Here is a 14,709-nt window from a genome sequence, read left to right on the forward strand (position 1 = left end):
ATTTTTATTCACCTTTAACCGGAGTTGTGCGCAACGTCGAGCGGGCCAGCGCATCATTCCACCTGTTCAGGAGGTCCGTACTATCGATGTTTTCCGGCTCGATAACCTTATTGTTTCTCGGAAGCGCCGTGATGGCATCGAGATCCGGCCACAAGCCTATCGAAAGACCTGCAAGATAGGCTGCCCCAAGCGCCGACGCTTCCGGTGCCTCGCACTGGATGACAGCGTGTTTTACCAGGTTTGATACGCACTGCATGAGAAAGCGGTTCTGGCTCGGGCCGCCGTCGACGTAAAGCATGCCGAGATCGCCACCGCTCTGTGCCTGCATCGCTGCAATCACGTCATGAACCTGGAAAGCGATCGAGTCGGTGACCGAGCGCGCCATCTGCGCGCGGGTGGTGCTGAAGTTGATCTGCGAGAAAAGTGCGCGGGCGTCGGAATTCCAGTAAGGTGCGCCCAGCCCGACGAAGGCGGGCACGAAGCCCGGGCCATCAGGCTCGGCGGTTGCCGCCAGATCGACAAGGGAGGCAACGTCCGGAAGGCCCAGGATGCCGGCCATCCATGGCAGGCTCGCGGCGCACACGAGGATATTGCCTTCGAATGCGAAGGTCGGTTGTCCGGCGATGCGCCAGGCGACTGTTGTGGTGATGCCATTGCGCGGTGCGATGAAGCGCGGAAGAGTGGTCATGACGGACGAGCCCGTTCCGAAGGTCGCCTTGCCGTCGCCCGGCTTGAAGGCTCCGTGGCCAAACAATGCTGCGTGGCTGTCGCCGATGGCCGACCTGATTGGCGTGCCGTCCGGAACGCCGGCAAGACCAAGCGTCGTTCCGAAGTCCGAGGAGCTGTCGAGCACTTCCGGAAGGAGCCGGATATCGACCCCGAAAATCGCGCCCAATTCCCTGCTCCAGGCTTGGGCCTCAAGGTCGAACAACTGGCTTCGCGCGGCATTTGAAGCATCGCAGACATGCTTGCGACGGCCGGTGAGGCAGTGAATGAGCCAGCTGTCGATCGTGCCGATGCGGACCTTTTCTCCGTGCGCGACCCGATCGAGAAGCCATCGGAATTTCGGGCCGGGAAACATGGGATCAAGGGGGAGGCCGGTCAGCGCCTCCACGCGCTTGAGATGTCCATCCGCGATGAGACGTTCGCAGTCCGGCGCCGTGCGCCGGCATTGCCAGCTCAACACCGGTCCAAGCGCTTTGCCCGTTTCGGCATCCCAAATGGTGACGGATTCCCGTTGATTGGAGATTGCTATCGCTTCGATTGTCGCGTCGGGCGCGCCTTGCAGGCATAGTGCGATCGCTTCACAGACGGATGCGTAAATCCGATCGGGATCCTGCTCGACCCAACCGGGCTGCGGATAGGAGATGCCTACCGGAGCCGAGCCTCTGGCAATGATGTCTCCGTTCTCGGAGACCAGTACCGCCTTGGAATTGGTGGTTCCCTGGTCGATTGCCAGAATGGCCCGCATCATATCCTCCACCGAAGCATGGTGCCGAAACATGTAAGCGGTTCTCGGGCGGCGTCATGCTCTACTTCTTTGATTTTGGAGCGGATTCAGATTTTAGGCCGATTCGGCCTAAAATCATCCGGCTCTCACGATAAGGCGGGGGCGACAAGCCGCCCCGGCTTGAATGCGTGCTGTTCGTCTATTTGCGCTTGATAAGCGCTTGCGCGGCGTCCGCAATAGCCGACGGGGCCATGCCGAATTCGTCGAGCAGGAATTCGGCCGATCCGGTCGGCGCGTAGATGCCGGGAACGCCGAGGCGCGTCATCGGGACGGGGACGTTGTCGACGACAACCTCAGCCACGGCCGATCCCAGCCCGCCAAAGATCGAATGTTCTTCCGCGGTCACGATCGCGCCGGTTTCCCTGGCGGCCGCAATGATGGCATCCTCGTCGATCGGGCGAACCGTGGCGAGATTGAGCACTCTGGCCTCTATGCCGCGTTGCGCGAGAAACTCGGCGGCCTTCACCATGCGATGGGTCAACGTTCCGTTTGCGATGAGCGTGACATCGGAACCTTCACGCAGGAGATTGGCCTTTCCAAGCTCGAACTTGTGGCCTTCCGGCAGGAGGTCGGGCACGCCGACCCGCGACAGGCGCAGGAAGCAGGGGCCATTGTAATTTGCTGCCCACTCCACCGCCGCCGCCGTCTCGATGCGGTCGCAAGGCGCGATCACGGGGAGGTTGGGCAGAACGCGCGTCCAGGCGAAGTCCTCGATCGAGTGATGGGTCGGACCGAGCTCGCCATAGGCCATTCCGGACGAAATGCCGACAAGCTTGACGTTGGCATTCGAGTAGGAGATGTCGGCCTTGATCTGCTCGAGCGATCTACCTGTAAGGAACGGCGAGGCGCCGCAGACATAGGGGAGGCGTCCGCCATTGGCCAGGCCCGCGCCGACGCCGACCATGTTCTGCTCGGCGATGCCGACATTGACCAGGCGATCGGGGAATTTCGACTTGAAGCCGCCAAGCTTCGAGGATCCGACCGAATCGTTGCAGACTGCGACGATCGTTTCATTCTCGGCCGCGAGGCGCTCGAGGGTCGATGCGAAAGCGTCTCGGCAGTCATGGAGCTTGGGTGCATTCACAGGCGCGTTCATTAAAGTGCCTCCGACAATTCTGCCAATGCGACTTCGTATTGTTCTTTATTCGGAACCTTGTGGTGCCAGTCGACACGATCCTGCATGAAGGAGATTCCATGCCCCTTGTTGGTGTGGGCCACGATGCAGTGGGGACGGTCGCTTCGGTGTTCGAGCGCCGGGACGACCTTATGCATGTTGTTGCCGTCGATTTCGGTAACCTCCCAGCCAAAGGCTTCGAGCTTCGGGCGAAGCGGCGCGATATCATTCGTATCCGAGAGCGCGGCACCTTGCTGGAAACGGTTGTGGTCGACAACTAGGGTGAGGTTATCAAGCCGGAACTGCGCCGCGGCCATGATCGCTTCCCAGTTGGAGCCTTCTTGCATCTCGCCGTCGCCGGTGATGACATAGGTATGATAGCCGGCGCCCGATAGTTTCGCCGCCTTGGCCATGCCAACCGCAACCGGCAGGCCGTGCCCAAGAGGACCAGTATTGGTTTCGACGCCCGGCACCTTGTTGCAATTGGGGTGGCCATTGAGCCGCGAATGCGGCTTCAGGAACGTCGAGATTTCGTCTTCCGGAATGAAACCGCGTTTTGCCAGAGTGACGTAGAGCGCGCATGCCGTATGTCCCTTCGACAGCACAAACCTGTCCCGATCGGGATGTCTCGGCTGATCCGGCCAGATGCGCAGCACGCGGAAATACAGTGCGGTCAGGAGATCGATCACGGACATCTCGCCGCCGACATGTCCGGCCCCTGCCTCGTAGACTGCCTGGAGGTCTCGCAGACGTATCTGGCGAGCAACGCGTTCAAGTTCGGAAGGCTCCATCATTTCCTCGTGTGAATAAATATTCATTAGTTTATATTTTTGCACAGAAGGATCGTTAGTCAAGCCCCCATGGAGAGCTTGTTGTCAAAACAGGCCGAAAAGACTCGGTTGACAGGGCTAAGGCGAGTTGGTAATGAATTTTCCAGCATATGTGAATAAATATTCTAGCTTGAAAACCTAGCCGGCAGGCATGGCAGCTAGCCGCAGGTCCCAGGGAGGAATGATGGTGGCGATCGACGTCAATGAACACAGCCGTCCGTCCGTGGCGTGGCTGAGAAAGCTCGCCGGCGCGACCGGACCGCTTGTCGGATTGCTCGCTCTTTGCGTTTTCTTGAGCCTCAGCACCGATGCGTTTCTGTCGCTCCGCAACGGCCTCAACATTCTCGATCAGATCACCGTGCTCGGAATCATGGCTGTCGGTATGACCTTCGTCATCCTGATCGGCGGCATCGACCTTTCCGTTGGTTCTGTTCTTGCGCTCGCCATGATGGTCATGGGCTGGACGGCAAATATTGCCGGCTTGCCGCTTGCAGCCGGGATTGCAGTCGCACTTGTCGCCTCTGCGGTAAGCGGACTGATCGTCGGACTTCTCGTCACCCTTTTCAGGGTCCCGGCCTTTATCGCGACATTGGCGATGATGTCGGCTGCGCGCGGCGTCGCGAACATGATCACGGACGGCCAGCAGATCGTCGGATTTCCCGACTGGTTCATGATGCTCGCGATCGATCGGCATTTCGGTGTGCTGACGGCAACGGTCTTCCTGATGCTCGCGGTCGTCGCCGTGGCCTGGGTGTTCCTTCACTTCCGCTCCGAGGGGCGCATGCTCTATGCCGTGGGCGGCAATCCGGAAGTGGCTCGTCTTGCCGGCATCAATGTCCAGCTCGTGACGATTGCGGTCTATGTCGCAAGCGCAGTGCTCGCCGGTCTGGCCGGTATCGTGCTGGCGGCTCGTCTCGATTCCGTTCAGCCGTCCAGCGGCTTTGGATACGAACTCGACACGATTGCGGCCGTCGTCATTGGCGGCACTTCGCTCTCCGGTGGGTCCGGTGGTATCGGCGGCACGCTGATCGGCGTCCTGATCATCGGAGTCCTGCGCAACGGCCTCAATCTGCTCAACGTCTCGCCATTCCTGCAGCAGGTCATCATCGGCATCGTCATCGTACTTGCGGTCGGTGCGGAAACGATCCGCAGGCGGCGGGCCTGATATTCGGGTCCGCGTCCGGCGGATCCCAACGATTTCCTCTCCGAAAGGTTTGGAGCGGATCATTTGCCCGAGGGGGAGGATAAGCCCAAGGGTTCACAAAAAAAGGAGGAAATGAAATGAAACTTGCGCGCATTCTTCTGGCCTCGGCCGCCGTGCTGGCGATGTCATTGGGCTCTGTTCAGGCAAAAGACACCAAGAAGATCGGCCTGGCCGTCGCAAACCTGCAGGCAAACTTCTTCAACCAGATTAAGCAGTCCGTCGAGGATGAAGCCAAGAAGCGTGGCATTCAGGTCGTGACCGTGGATGCCAAGGGCGACGGTCCGACGCAGATCAACCAGATCCAGGATCTGCTGACCCAGAATATCGATGCCTTGATCTATATTCCGGCCGGTGCCGCGGCTGCAACCGTTCCCGTCAAGCTTGCCAAGAATGCCGGTATTCCGGTCGTCAACGTCGACCGCAACGCCGACGGCGCGCCTGGCGACACCTTCCTTGCAACAGATTCCGTCACGTCCGCCAAAGGCGTTTGCGACTACATCCTCAAGCAGGCCGGCGGCAAGGGCAAGATGGTGATCATCCACGGTCAGAAAGGCACCACGCCTGAAGTCGACCGCAGCAAGGGTTGCGCTGAATCGCTGAAGGCAAATCCAGGCGTGAAGGTGGTTGCCGAACAATATTCCAACATGTGGGCCCAGGACGAGGGCTTCCAGATCATGCAGAACATGCTGCAGGCAAATCCGGATGTATCGATCGTATTTGCTCAGGCCGATGCACTTGCGCTCGGCGCCGCACAGGCGATCAAGGTTGCAAACCCATCCCAGAAGATCGTTGTCGGCGGCTTCGACGGCGATACGGCAGCTCTGGAAGCGCTCAGCAAGGGTGTTTTCGACGTGACCGCGACACAGCAGACGCAGAAGATGGGCCGCGACGCGGTCGCCAATGCCGTCAAGCTCGTCGCCGGCGAGAAGGTGCCTGCGGTGCAGCTCATGGACGCCACACTGACGACCAAGGAAAACGTGGCCGGCTTCATCGCCAACCACCCGTAATCGTCCTGAAATCTTGAGGAGGTGTGCCGTGACTGAGCCCGTTCTTTCCCTGAGGGGCATATCCAAGCGCTATGGACCGCTTCAGGTGGTGAAGAATGTCAGCCTTGATGTTTATCCGGGCGAGGTGGTCGCGCTTCTCGGCGAAAACGGCGCCGGCAAGTCGACCTTGTCGGGCATTATCGCAGGTTCGCGCATACCCTCCGAGGGAACAATGACATGGCTGGGGCAGCCCTATGCCCCAGCCACTCCACGCGAGGCGATCGACAAGGGCGTCGTCCTGATCCATCAGGAGTTACAGCTCCTGCCGCATCTTTCGATCGCCGAAAATGTCTTCATCGGGCGATGGCCGATGAAGAACGGAGCTGTCGATCGCCCCCAGATGGTCCGGCGGGCGCAAGAACAGCTTGCCCGCCTTAATTTACATATACCGGCGACGCGAAAGGTCGCGGGCCTGTCGACTGCCAATCAGCAGCTCATCGAAATCGCCAAGGCATTGGCGCTCAATGCCAAGCTGCTGATCCTCGACGAACCAACCGCCGCTCTTGGCGGGGCGGAGACCGAGGCCCTGTTCGAGCAGGTAAGAAAGCTTCGGTCCGAAGGTGTCGGCATCATCTACATCTCGCACCGCATGGAAGAGATAAAGCAAATCACCGATCGCATCGTCGTCCTGCGCGATGGCGAGCGCGTCCAGGAGTTTGCCGACAGTGCCACCCCCGTTCGTACCATCGTCGAAAGCATGGTCGGCCGTTCGCTGGATCGGATGTTCCCGGCTCTTCCCGAACCGACGGATCGCCCTGTTCTGCAGGTCGGCGGATTGAGTTCGCCTGACGGGTCTTTCCGGGACGTGACGTTCGATGTTCGCGCCGGCGAGATCCTCGGCATTGCCGGGCTGGTTGGTGCCGGCCGCACCGAACTCGTCCGCGCCATTTCCGGTGCCGATCCGATCAGCGCCGGCTCGATCAAGCTGGAGGGCGAAGAGCTCAAGCTCCGCGATCCGGCCGATGCGATCGCCAAGGGCATCGTGATGGTGCCCGAGGATCGCAAGGAGCAGGGTCTCGTCGTCGGCCATCGCATCAGTGAGAACATCATCTATGCCAATCTCGACAAGCTCGGCGGGCGCTGGATCACATCACGCATCAAACGTACTTTCGCCGAAAAGGCTGTGGCGAAATTCGGCGTCAAAGGCCGGGCCGAGCAATATGCCTCGGACCTGTCGGGCGGCAACCAGCAAAAGGTCGTCATCGCAAAGTGGCTGATGCGTGACCCCAAGGTCGTCGTCCTCGATGAGCCGACCCGAGGCATCGATGTCGGCGCGCGCGCCAGCATCTACGACATCATCGTAAACCTCGCAAAGCAGGGGGTGGCCGTCATCGTCGTCAGCTCCGATCTCGAAGAGGTTCTCGGCGTATCGAACCGCATTCTCGTGCTCGCCCAGGGCAAGCAGGCAGGTATCTTGAACCGTGACGAGGCCAATGACGTCTCGGTCATGGAACTGGCGACAATCTAGACAAACAGAAAGGAAGAGCGGTGTCCGACATCACTCTGAATGCCCCGAAGCTTTTTGATCTCAGTGGACAGGTCGCGCTCGTGACTGGAGCCGGAAGCGGGATCGGGCAGCGTATCGCCATCGGTCTTGCCCAATGCGGCGCCGACGTCGCGCTTCTGGACCGTCGATCCGACGACGGCTTGGCGAACACGGCTTCGCATATCGAAGCGGCCGGTCGCCGCTCCATCCAGATTGCGGCCGATGTCACCAATAGGTCCTCTCTCGGGGAGGCGGTTGCGCGTACCGAGGCGGAACTTGGAGCCTTGACGCTTGCAGTCAATGCCGCCGGCATCGCCAATGCCAATCCCGCGGAGGAAATGGAAGAAGACCAGTACCAGACGCTGATGGACATCAACCTGAAGGGCGTTTTTCTGTCCTGCCAGGCGGAAGCGCGCGCGATGCTGAAGAACGGACGCGGATCGATCGTCAATATCGCCTCCATGTCCGGCGTCATCGTCAATCGCGGCCTGAGCCAGGCCCATTATAACGCCTCCAAAGCCGGCGTGATCCACATGTCGAAGTCGCTTGCAATGGAGTGGGTCGGTCGCGGCATCCGCGTCAACACCATCTCGCCGGGATATACGGCGACGCCGATGAATACGCGTCCGGAAATGGTTCACCAGACCAAACTTTTCGAAGAGCAGACGCCGATGCAGCGCATGGCAACGGTCGATGAGATGGTCGGCCCCGCCGTCTTCCTGTTGTCGAATGCCGCGAGCTTCGTGACGGGCGTCGATCTGCTCGTCGATGGCGGCTTCTGCTGCTGGTGATGCGATGAAGAAACTGATTGCCGGCAACTGGAAAATGAACGGTCTCGCTTCCTCCCTGGCTGAGATCGAGGCGCTGAAGGGAATAACGGGCGAGGCGGCGTGCGACATCGTCGTCTGCCCGCCCTTCACGCTGGTGGAAAAGGCGGTCGAACGGGCGCGAGGGTCGAGGATTGCCATTGGAGCACAGGATTGCCATGCGCAGATCTCAGGCGCCTATACCGGAGATGTTTCTGCCGAGATGCTCGCCGAAATCGGCGCTCGTTTCGTAATCTTGGGACATTCCGAACGGCGCTCGGCCTATAGGGAGGCGGATGCCGCAGTTGCGGCCAAGGCTGTCGCGGTCCACGAGGCGGGGCTGACGAGCATCATTTGTGTCGGCGAGACGCGCACAGAACGGGACGACGGAAGGGCGATCGAGGTGGTTCGTGCTCAGCTTGAAGGCTCGATTCCCAACACCGCAACCAGTTCGAACACGACGATCGCCTATGAACCAGTATGGGCGATCGGAACAGGACTGGTTCCGACCCTCGAGCAGATCGAGGAGATGCATTCGTCTATCCGCCAGGCACTTGAAAAGCGGCTGGGCGAAGATGGGCAGGGTGTCAGGATCCTCTACGGCGGCTCGGTCAAGGCGTCGAATGCAAAGGCGATCTTCGGCGTTTCCAACGTCGATGGCGCTCTTGTCGGAGGCGCGTCGCTGAAGGCATCGGAGTTTGCCGGGATTATCTCGGCTGCCGTCTGAAGTCACCGGCAACAGGCAGGCCGATCGGCCCCTAGAGCTGACGCCTGGCGTGGCTGTCACCGCGAAAGGAATAGGAAATGCAACGTTTCGAAAACAAGACTGTCGTCATCACCGGCGCGAGCCGCGGTATCGGGGCTGCGATCGCCCGGCGGTTTGCGCGCGAAGGTGCCAATGTGGTGGTTTCCGCCAACGAGGATTCCGTCCATGCGGTCGCCGATGCGATCGGCGCTGACGGCGGAAAGGCGATTTCCTTCGTCGGCGACGTGACGGACAAGGCTAGCGTGAAGGGCCTTTACGACGCTGCTGAGGCAGCCTTCGGCGCCGTCGATATCTCCATCCAGAATGCCGGCGTCATCACCATTGCCCGCGTCGAGGATATGACCGAGGGCGAATGGGATAAGGTCATGGCGGTCAATACCAAGGGCGTCTTCCTCTGCGCCCAGGAGGCGATCGCCCGCATGCGCAAGCATGGCCGTGGCGGCTGCATCATCAATACCGCCTCCGGCCAGGCGCGCGACGGCTTCATCTACACACCGCATTATGCGGCATCGAAGATGGGTGTCGTCGGCATTACTCAGAGCCTTGCCAAGGAGGTCGCGACCGAAGGCATCACCGTGAATGCCTTTTGCCCCGGCATCATCGAAACCGACATGTGGGCCTATAACGACCAGGCTTGGGGCAAGCTTTTGGGCAATTACGGCCCCGGCGAACTCATGAAGGAATGGGTCGAGGGCATTCCGATGAAACGGGCCGGATCGGGCGAAGACGTCGCCGGTCTCGTCACTTTCCTTGCCAGCGACGATGCGGCCTATATCACCGGCCAGACGATCAATGTCGATGGCGGCTTGATCATGTCGTAGTTCGACAATGAGGAACGGTGCGTTCATCGGGTGGATCGGATTCTCGACGATTCGGCAATCAAAGCCTCTTGCGGAGTGAGGCATTGATCCCTTATCTTTCACTTGTTCTCAGGGCGGGGTGCAATTCCCCACCGGCGGTATGGGGAGTTTCCTCGAGCCCGCGAGCGCCTTCCGAGCTTTCGGAAGGGTCAGCAGATCCGGTGAGATGCCGGAGCCGACGGTCATAGTCCGGATGGAAGAGAGCAACGCAGGAGACGCCGCGTCGTGGTGGCGTTCACATGCTTGTTCGCCCAAGGGAAAATGGTGGCCTTAACCGGCCATGCACGCCGCTCCAAACGGCAACCCTTGAAAGGCAGGAAAATGGCAATTTCGAAAATTGAAGATGCGATCGCTGCGATTGCGCGGGGCGAGATCATTGTGGTTGTCGATGATCGCGACCGCGAAAACGAAGGCGATCTGGTGATTGCCGCGGAAGCGGTCACACCGCAGGCGATCGCGTTCATGATGAACCATGCCCGCGGTCTCATCTGCGTTCCGATGGAGGGCGAGAGGCTCGACGAACTCGACATTCCGTTGATGGTGCCGCGCAACACGGAAGTCCTCAAGACCGCTTTCACCGTTTCGGTCGACTACATCCCGGAAACCACGACCGGAATATCTGCCGCTGACAGGGCGGCAACCGTTCAAGCCCTTATCAGGGATGGATCGCGTCCGGAGGAATTTGCCCGTCCCGGTCATATCTTTCCGCTTCGCGCGCATCCAAACGGCGTCCTGTCGCGTCCGGGGCACACGGAAGCGGCCGTGGATCTGGCCCGGCTTGCCGGCCTTTCGCCGGCCGGCGTCATCTGCGAAGTAGCGAATGACGACGGCACGATGGCCCGCCTTCCAGAGCTCGAAGTTTTCGCCGAGCGGCATGGCCTCCATCTTGTGACGATCGAAGATCTGATTGCCTACAGGGCTGCAAGCGCTCCCTTCAAGGCTGCCTGATCGTTCTGATACAGCCTATCCCGATCCTGCTGGGTCGATGCTTGTGGAAGGCTCTCCTACGCTCGTTGAGGATAAAGGAGGGCCTTCTTCAGCCGATGGATATGCCCGGCGCCGATCCCGCAACAGCCGCCGACCATCGTCGCGCCGGCATCGACCCACGAGCAGGCGAAGCGCGAATAGGCGTCATCATTCAGATCCTCTCGGGTCTTATGAAGGCCTTCGTTGGCGGCCGACTCGCCTTGTTCTCCCTCGAAAGCATTGGCATAGACGCCGATCTGGAGATTGTTGCCGCCCTGCTTGAAAACCTCCGCTGCCGCATCGACGGCCTTTCGCATGACTTCCGGTTTGCTGCAGTTGAACAGGAGTGCGTCGGCGCCGGATGAGGCGGCCCAGCGAGCCGCATCCTCGACCGACTCGCCGGAGCGGAGCTTGGGCGAGGCGCCGTTTCTTTGCGCGGCATCATCCGCCAGCGTGAAGGAAATCCAGAACGGCTTTCCTGTTTCAGCGACCGCAGTCCGAACCGCGTCTGCCTCCGCGATCAGGCTGAGGGTTTCGCCGAGCCAGACATCGACATAGGGGTCGAGGTTCTCGACCAGAACCTTGAGATAGTCCTGTACCCGTGACGGATCGAAATTCTGCGGCTCGTAGGAGCCGAAGATCGGGGGCAGCGAACCGGCGACCAGGACCTTTCGATCCTTGCAGGCATTGGCGGCGTCGCGCGCCAGCCGTCCGGAAAGGGCGATGAGATCGGCTCCTTCCTTCCAGAACCGCTCCTCGCCAATATGGAAAGGGACGAGTGCGTAGCTGTTCGTTGTAATGACGTCCGAGCCGGCGGTTATGAATTCGTCATGCACTTGCCGGACAATGTCCGGCGAATTGACGAGCGCCAGCGCCGACCATTCCGGTTGCTTCAGTTCCGCGCCGAGACGCAACAGTTCGCGGCTCATGCCGCCATCGAGGATCAAGGGTTTGCTCATGAATGGGATCTCCAGAATGACTCGGATCTGCAGAGAGGTTTGATCTCTCCTTCGCGCCGTGGGTTAGCGCCGCACCGGCACCTGCGCCTCCAGGAAACGGAAGCTTCGCGCGATGATGGCTGTGATGATGAGATAGAAGACGGTGACGACAACAAGCGGTTCGTAGACCAGCAGGGTGTCCTGGCGAACTTTTGTGGCAACGGCGTAAAGGTCCATCACGGTGACGGTGAAGGCGAGCGGTGTTGCCTTCAGCTGCATGACGATTTCGCCGCCGATCGTCGGCAATGCGATGCGGATGGCGCGCGGCAGCCAGATGCGTCGGGTGAGCGTCAGGGGGCGCATGCCGAATGCGCGGCCGGCTTCCAGCTCGCCTTTTGGAACGGCAAGCAACGCGCCGCGCAAAACCTCCGCCTCATAGGCTGCATAGTTCAGCGTGAAGCTGACGGCTGCGAAGAAGAAACCTTCGCGCAGGATCGGCCAGAACAGGCTCTGACGGATACCCGGGATCATTGGCAGAAGAGAGCCGATGCCGTAGTACAGCAGCCAGAGCTGTATCAGCAGCGGCGTGCCCCGGAAGAAGGTGCAGTAGCCGCGGGCAAGGGTTCGCAGGAGAGGGCCGCCGCTGACCTGGGCGAAGGCTAGGCCGATCGCGATGATGAAGCCGAAGACGACCGAAATCGCAAGCAGCGACAGCGTTTGCACGGCTCCCGTCAACAGAAGCGGCCAATAGGATGATATCCATGAGAAGGTCATGCCCGGCACTCCTCAGGCCAGCTTCGGTTGGCCGCGCCGCACACGCCGCTCCAATAGGTTGAACAGGAGGTTGGAAACGAGTGTAAGGGCGAGATAGATGAAAGCGGATGCCAGGAAAAAGATGAAGTAGTGTTTGGTGCTTGCGCCGGCGAGACGCGTAGCGAGGGCCAGTTCCTGGTAGCCGACGACTGCGACGAGAGCGCTGTCCTTGGTGACCGACATCCACAGATTGGCAAGACCGGGCAGAGCGTTCGGCAGTAGGGCGGGCAGGATGATGCGACGGAAACGCAGCCGCGGTCCCATGCCGAAAGCCTTGGCCGCTTCGATCTGGCCGACGGGGATCGCCAAGATCGCGCCGCGCAGCACTTCCGTCATATAGGCGCCCTGCACGAAACCGAGCACTGCGACCGCGACAGCAAAGCCATTCAATTCGAAAGCCGGCAGATTGAGCGCAACGAGGAGCCGATTGAGGCCATCCATGCCCGCGTAATAGAGGCCGACGATCAGGATCAGCTCGGGAACGGCACGGACTGCCGTCGTATAGAGTTCGAGCAGTAGCCGGAGCGGCCTTATGCCCGAAAGCTTGCCCAGCGCGCCGCCCGTACCGAGCAGAAGGCCGATCAGAAAAGCGCCGGCGGAGATGGCGACCGTGGAGGCAGCCCCGGTCAAGAGTACTCCACCCCATCCGGGCGGATAGGGGGAGAGCAGATCCAGAATGCCCTGAGGAGAGGTCGCCATCGCCGCGATCGTTTACTTGGCGCCGTAGATATCGAAGCTGAAATACTTCTTGGTGATTTCGTCGTATTTGCCGCTGGCGCGCACCGCGGCGATCGCCGCATTGAGCTTTGCCTTGAGTTCGGTGTCCTCCTTGCGAAGGCCGCCGGAAACGCCGGCTCCGAGGACTTCCTTGTCGTCGGCGACATCACCCATCTTGGCGCAGCAATCCTTGCCGCTATCGCTCTTCAGGAAGGCGTCAAGCGCAAGGGAATCGCCGAAGACGTAGTCGATGCGGCCTGCCGCGAGGTCCTGAAACGCTTCGTCGAGCGTCTGGTAGGTCTTCTCGTCTGCGGCCTTGGCGAAGTACTTTTTGTAATATTCCGACTGGATGGTCGAGACCTGGATGCCGATGGTCTTGCCCTTGACGTCGTCTGCGGTCGCGCCTGGCTTCTGGTCCTTCGGGCCTATCAGCGTGCTGGGCGTGTTGTAATATTTGTCGGTGAAATCGATGACTTTCGAGCGCTCGGCCGTATTCGACATGGATGACCAGATCACATCGAACTTCTTGCTCTGAAGCGCCGGGATGAGGCCGTCCCAGGAAAGCTCGACGATCGAGCATTTCTCTTTCATCTGCTCGCAAACGGCGTCCATCATATCGATCTCCCAGCCCTGCCATTTGCCGGAGGCATCCTTGGCGAAAAAGGGTGGGTAGGATTCGTTCATGATGCCGAAGCGAACCTCGGCCTGCGCGGTCATCGAAGAAAGCGCGAGGGCAAGCCCGGCGAATAGAGTGGAAACCAGTCTCATAAAAGGGATTCTCCTAATGGTGTTGTCTGCGAATGGGATGTGGATCAAGACGTCAGCATGCCGGTAAATTCCCGACAGCGGGTGCTGATCGGGGCGTCGAAGATCTGCTTAGGCGGCCCTTCCTCCTCGATCCGTCCCTGATGCAGGAAGAGAACGTGGTTCGAGACATCGCGGGCAAAGCGCATTTCGTGCGTGACCAGCAGCATGGTTCGACCCTCCTCTGCGAGGTCGCGGATGACCTTGAGGACTTCGCCGACCAGTTCGGGGTCGAGTGCCGATGTCGGCTCGTCGAAGAGCATCACGGCCGGATCGATGCAAAGTGCGCGCGCGATCGCTGCGCGTTGCTGTTGACCGCCGGAGAGGAAGGCCGGATAGGCGTCGCGCTTGTCGTAAAGCCCGACTTTATTGAGAAGCGCCTCTGCCTTTTCGATCGCCTCGCGGCGGGGAACGCCGAGGACATGCACCGGCGCCTCGATGATATTTTCGAGAACGGTCATGTGCGCCCAAAGATTGAAGCTCTGGAATACCATGCCCAGCCCGCTGCGAATGCGCTCGATCTGCCGCCAGCTTTTCGGCTGCATCTGTCCATGCCGCCCGCGCTTCAAGGCGACTTCCTCACCGTTGACGACGATGCGCCCGCGATCAGGCATCTCAAGCAGGTTTATGCAGCGCAGGAACGTGCTTTTCCCAGAGCCGGACGAGCCGATGATGGAAATCACATCCCCTTGATTGGCGGTGGTGGAAACACCCTTGAGGACCTGATGTGACCCAAAGCTCTTGTGGAGATCTTCCACGCGAAGAGCCTGGGAGGACAGTTCTGTCATATACAATTCCGATGGAAAACAATTTGCGGAGAATATCGCGAAGAAGAGCGGAATTTGCGCG

15 protein-coding genes and 1 riboswitch are annotated in these 14,709 nt (G+C 60.2%); of the genes, 7 read left to right on the forward strand and 8 right to left on the reverse strand.

The window, feature by feature from the left end; genetic code table 11:
• Nucleotides 1-4: 4 nt before the first annotated feature.
• The 3 genes from PH562_RS07395 to PH562_RS07405 all read right to left on the reverse strand — a co-directional run bounded on the left by PH562_RS07395 (nucleotide 5) and on the right by PH562_RS07405 (nucleotide 3,415).
• Nucleotides 5-1,471 (reverse strand): FGGY family carbohydrate kinase, encoded by a 1,467-nt coding sequence (locus tag PH562_RS07395; protein ID WP_285172636.1) that lies wholly within the window; start codon nucleotides 1,469-1,471, stop codon nucleotides 5-7.
• A gap of 178 nt (nucleotides 1,472-1,649) precedes the next feature.
• Nucleotides 1,650-2,606, reverse strand: a complete 957-nt coding sequence (locus PH562_RS07400; RefSeq protein WP_285172426.1) for a transketolase family protein — start codon at nucleotides 2,604-2,606, stop codon at nucleotides 1,650-1,652.
• The gene (locus PH562_RS07405; RefSeq protein ID WP_285172637.1) at nucleotides 2,606-3,415 is read right to left on the reverse strand and encodes a transketolase; all 810 of its coding nucleotides are present in this window, start codon (nucleotides 3,413-3,415) and stop codon (nucleotides 2,606-2,608) included. The genes PH562_RS07400 and PH562_RS07405 overlap by 1 nt, the downstream gene beginning before the upstream one ends.
• A gap of 223 nt (nucleotides 3,416-3,638) precedes the next feature.
• Between PH562_RS07405 and PH562_RS07410 the strand changes: the two genes are divergently transcribed.
• The 7 genes from PH562_RS07410 (at nucleotide 3,639) to ribB (ending at nucleotide 10,570) form a co-directional block, all read left to right on the forward strand.
• Entirely contained in the window at nucleotides 3,639-4,619 is a 981-nt protein-coding gene (locus tag PH562_RS07410) for an ABC transporter permease (RefSeq protein WP_113229133.1), read from the forward strand.
• A 116-nt stretch (nucleotides 4,620-4,735) separates the two neighbouring features.
• Complete coding sequence (locus PH562_RS07415) at nucleotides 4,736-5,665, forward strand: sugar ABC transporter substrate-binding protein (protein ID WP_285172429.1); 930 nt, start codon at nucleotides 4,736-4,738, stop codon at nucleotides 5,663-5,665.
• Between the two features lie 28 nt (nucleotides 5,666-5,693).
• Nucleotides 5,694-7,172: a sugar ABC transporter ATP-binding protein gene (locus PH562_RS07420; RefSeq protein ID WP_285172433.1), complete on the forward strand. Its 1,479-nt coding sequence runs from the start codon at nucleotides 5,694-5,696 to the stop codon at nucleotides 7,170-7,172.
• Between the two features lie 20 nt (nucleotides 7,173-7,192).
• Nucleotides 7,193-7,981: an SDR family oxidoreductase gene (locus tag PH562_RS07425; RefSeq protein ID WP_285172439.1), complete on the forward strand. Its 789-nt coding sequence runs from the start codon at nucleotides 7,193-7,195 to the stop codon at nucleotides 7,979-7,981.
• Nucleotides 7,982-7,985: 4 nt separating this feature from the next.
• On the forward strand, nucleotides 7,986-8,723 hold the full coding sequence (tpiA, locus tag PH562_RS07430; RefSeq protein ID WP_285172445.1) for a triose-phosphate isomerase: 738 nt from the start codon (nucleotides 7,986-7,988) through the stop codon (nucleotides 8,721-8,723).
• A 77-nt stretch (nucleotides 8,724-8,800) separates the two neighbouring features.
• Nucleotides 8,801-9,583: an SDR family NAD(P)-dependent oxidoreductase gene (locus tag PH562_RS07435; RefSeq protein WP_285172447.1), complete on the forward strand. Its 783-nt coding sequence runs from the start codon at nucleotides 8,801-8,803 to the stop codon at nucleotides 9,581-9,583.
• A 100-nt stretch (nucleotides 9,584-9,683) separates the two neighbouring features.
• Nucleotides 9,684-9,831: riboswitch (FMN riboswitch) on the forward strand.
• A 112-nt stretch (nucleotides 9,832-9,943) separates the two neighbouring features.
• Nucleotides 9,944-10,570, forward strand: coding sequence for a 3,4-dihydroxy-2-butanone-4-phosphate synthase (gene ribB / locus PH562_RS07440; protein ID WP_095438167.1), 627 nt, complete (start codon nucleotides 9,944-9,946; stop codon nucleotides 10,568-10,570).
• A gap of 56 nt (nucleotides 10,571-10,626) precedes the next feature.
• Here the strand turns inward: ribB and PH562_RS07445 are convergent, their stop codons facing one another.
• The 5 genes from PH562_RS07445 to PH562_RS07465 form a co-directional block, all read right to left on the reverse strand.
• The gene (locus PH562_RS07445; protein WP_285172452.1) at nucleotides 10,627-11,547 is read right to left on the reverse strand and encodes a homocysteine S-methyltransferase family protein; all 921 of its coding nucleotides are present in this window, start codon (nucleotides 11,545-11,547) and stop codon (nucleotides 10,627-10,629) included.
• Nucleotides 11,548-11,610: 63 nt separating this feature from the next.
• Nucleotides 11,611-12,300 carry an ABC transporter permease gene (locus tag PH562_RS07450; protein WP_285172454.1) on the reverse strand — a complete coding sequence of 230 codons (690 nt, stop codon included), beginning with the start codon at nucleotides 12,298-12,300 and terminating at the stop codon, nucleotides 11,611-11,613.
• A gap of 12 nt (nucleotides 12,301-12,312) precedes the next feature.
• The gene (locus PH562_RS07455) at nucleotides 12,313-13,038 is read right to left on the reverse strand and encodes an ABC transporter permease (protein WP_285172456.1); all 726 of its coding nucleotides are present in this window, start codon (nucleotides 13,036-13,038) and stop codon (nucleotides 12,313-12,315) included.
• 12 nt (nucleotides 13,039-13,050) lie between these two features.
• The gene (locus PH562_RS07460; protein WP_285172458.1) at nucleotides 13,051-13,824 is read right to left on the reverse strand and encodes a transporter substrate-binding domain-containing protein; all 774 of its coding nucleotides are present in this window, start codon (nucleotides 13,822-13,824) and stop codon (nucleotides 13,051-13,053) included.
• Between the two features lie 44 nt (nucleotides 13,825-13,868).
• The gene (locus PH562_RS07465; RefSeq protein WP_285172460.1) at nucleotides 13,869-14,648 is read right to left on the reverse strand and encodes an ABC transporter ATP-binding protein; all 780 of its coding nucleotides are present in this window, start codon (nucleotides 14,646-14,648) and stop codon (nucleotides 13,869-13,871) included.
• Nucleotides 14,649-14,709 lie beyond the last annotated feature (61 nt).

Origin of the sequence: Rhizobium centroccidentale, from assembly GCF_030182565.1 — a bacterium.
Lineage (GTDB): Bacteria > Pseudomonadota > Alphaproteobacteria > Rhizobiales > Rhizobiaceae > Rhizobium.

Excerpts from the sequence above, each read along its gene's own strand:
- PH562_RS07455 (WP_285172456.1), bottom strand. The coding sequence starts at position 13,038 with ATGGCGACCTCTCCTCAGGGCATTCTGGATCTGCTCTCCCCCTATCCG.
- PH562_RS07450 (WP_285172454.1), bottom strand. The coding sequence starts at position 12,300 with ATGACCTTCTCATGGATATCATCCTATTGGCCGCTTCTGTTGACGGGA.
- PH562_RS07465 (WP_285172460.1), bottom strand. The coding sequence starts at position 14,648 with ATGACAGAACTGTCCTCCCAGGCTCTTCGCGTGGAAGATCTCCACAAG.
- ribB (WP_095438167.1), top strand. The coding sequence starts at position 9,944 with ATGGCAATTTCGAAAATTGAAGATGCGATCGCTGCGATTGCGCGGGGC.
- PH562_RS07445 (WP_285172452.1), bottom strand. The coding sequence starts at position 11,547 with ATGAGCAAACCCTTGATCCTCGATGGCGGCATGAGCCGCGAACTGTTG.
- PH562_RS07460 (WP_285172458.1), bottom strand. The coding sequence starts at position 13,824 with ATGAGACTGGTTTCCACTCTATTCGCCGGGCTTGCCCTCGCGCTTTCT.
- PH562_RS07410 (WP_113229133.1), top strand. The coding sequence starts at position 3,639 with ATGGTGGCGATCGACGTCAATGAACACAGCCGTCCGTCCGTGGCGTGG.
- tpiA (WP_285172445.1), top strand. The coding sequence starts at position 7,986 with ATGAAGAAACTGATTGCCGGCAACTGGAAAATGAACGGTCTCGCTTCC.
- PH562_RS07415 (WP_285172429.1), top strand. The coding sequence starts at position 4,736 with ATGAAACTTGCGCGCATTCTTCTGGCCTCGGCCGCCGTGCTGGCGATG.
- PH562_RS07400 (WP_285172426.1), bottom strand. The coding sequence starts at position 2,606 with ATGAACGCGCCTGTGAATGCACCCAAGCTCCATGACTGCCGAGACGCT.
- PH562_RS07405 (WP_285172637.1), bottom strand. The coding sequence starts at position 3,415 with ATGGAGCCTTCCGAACTTGAACGCGTTGCTCGCCAGATACGTCTGCGA.
- PH562_RS07395 (WP_285172636.1), bottom strand. The coding sequence starts at position 1,471 with ATGCGGGCCATTCTGGCAATCGACCAGGGAACCACCAATTCCAAGGCG.
- PH562_RS07435 (WP_285172447.1), top strand. The coding sequence starts at position 8,801 with ATGCAACGTTTCGAAAACAAGACTGTCGTCATCACCGGCGCGAGCCGC.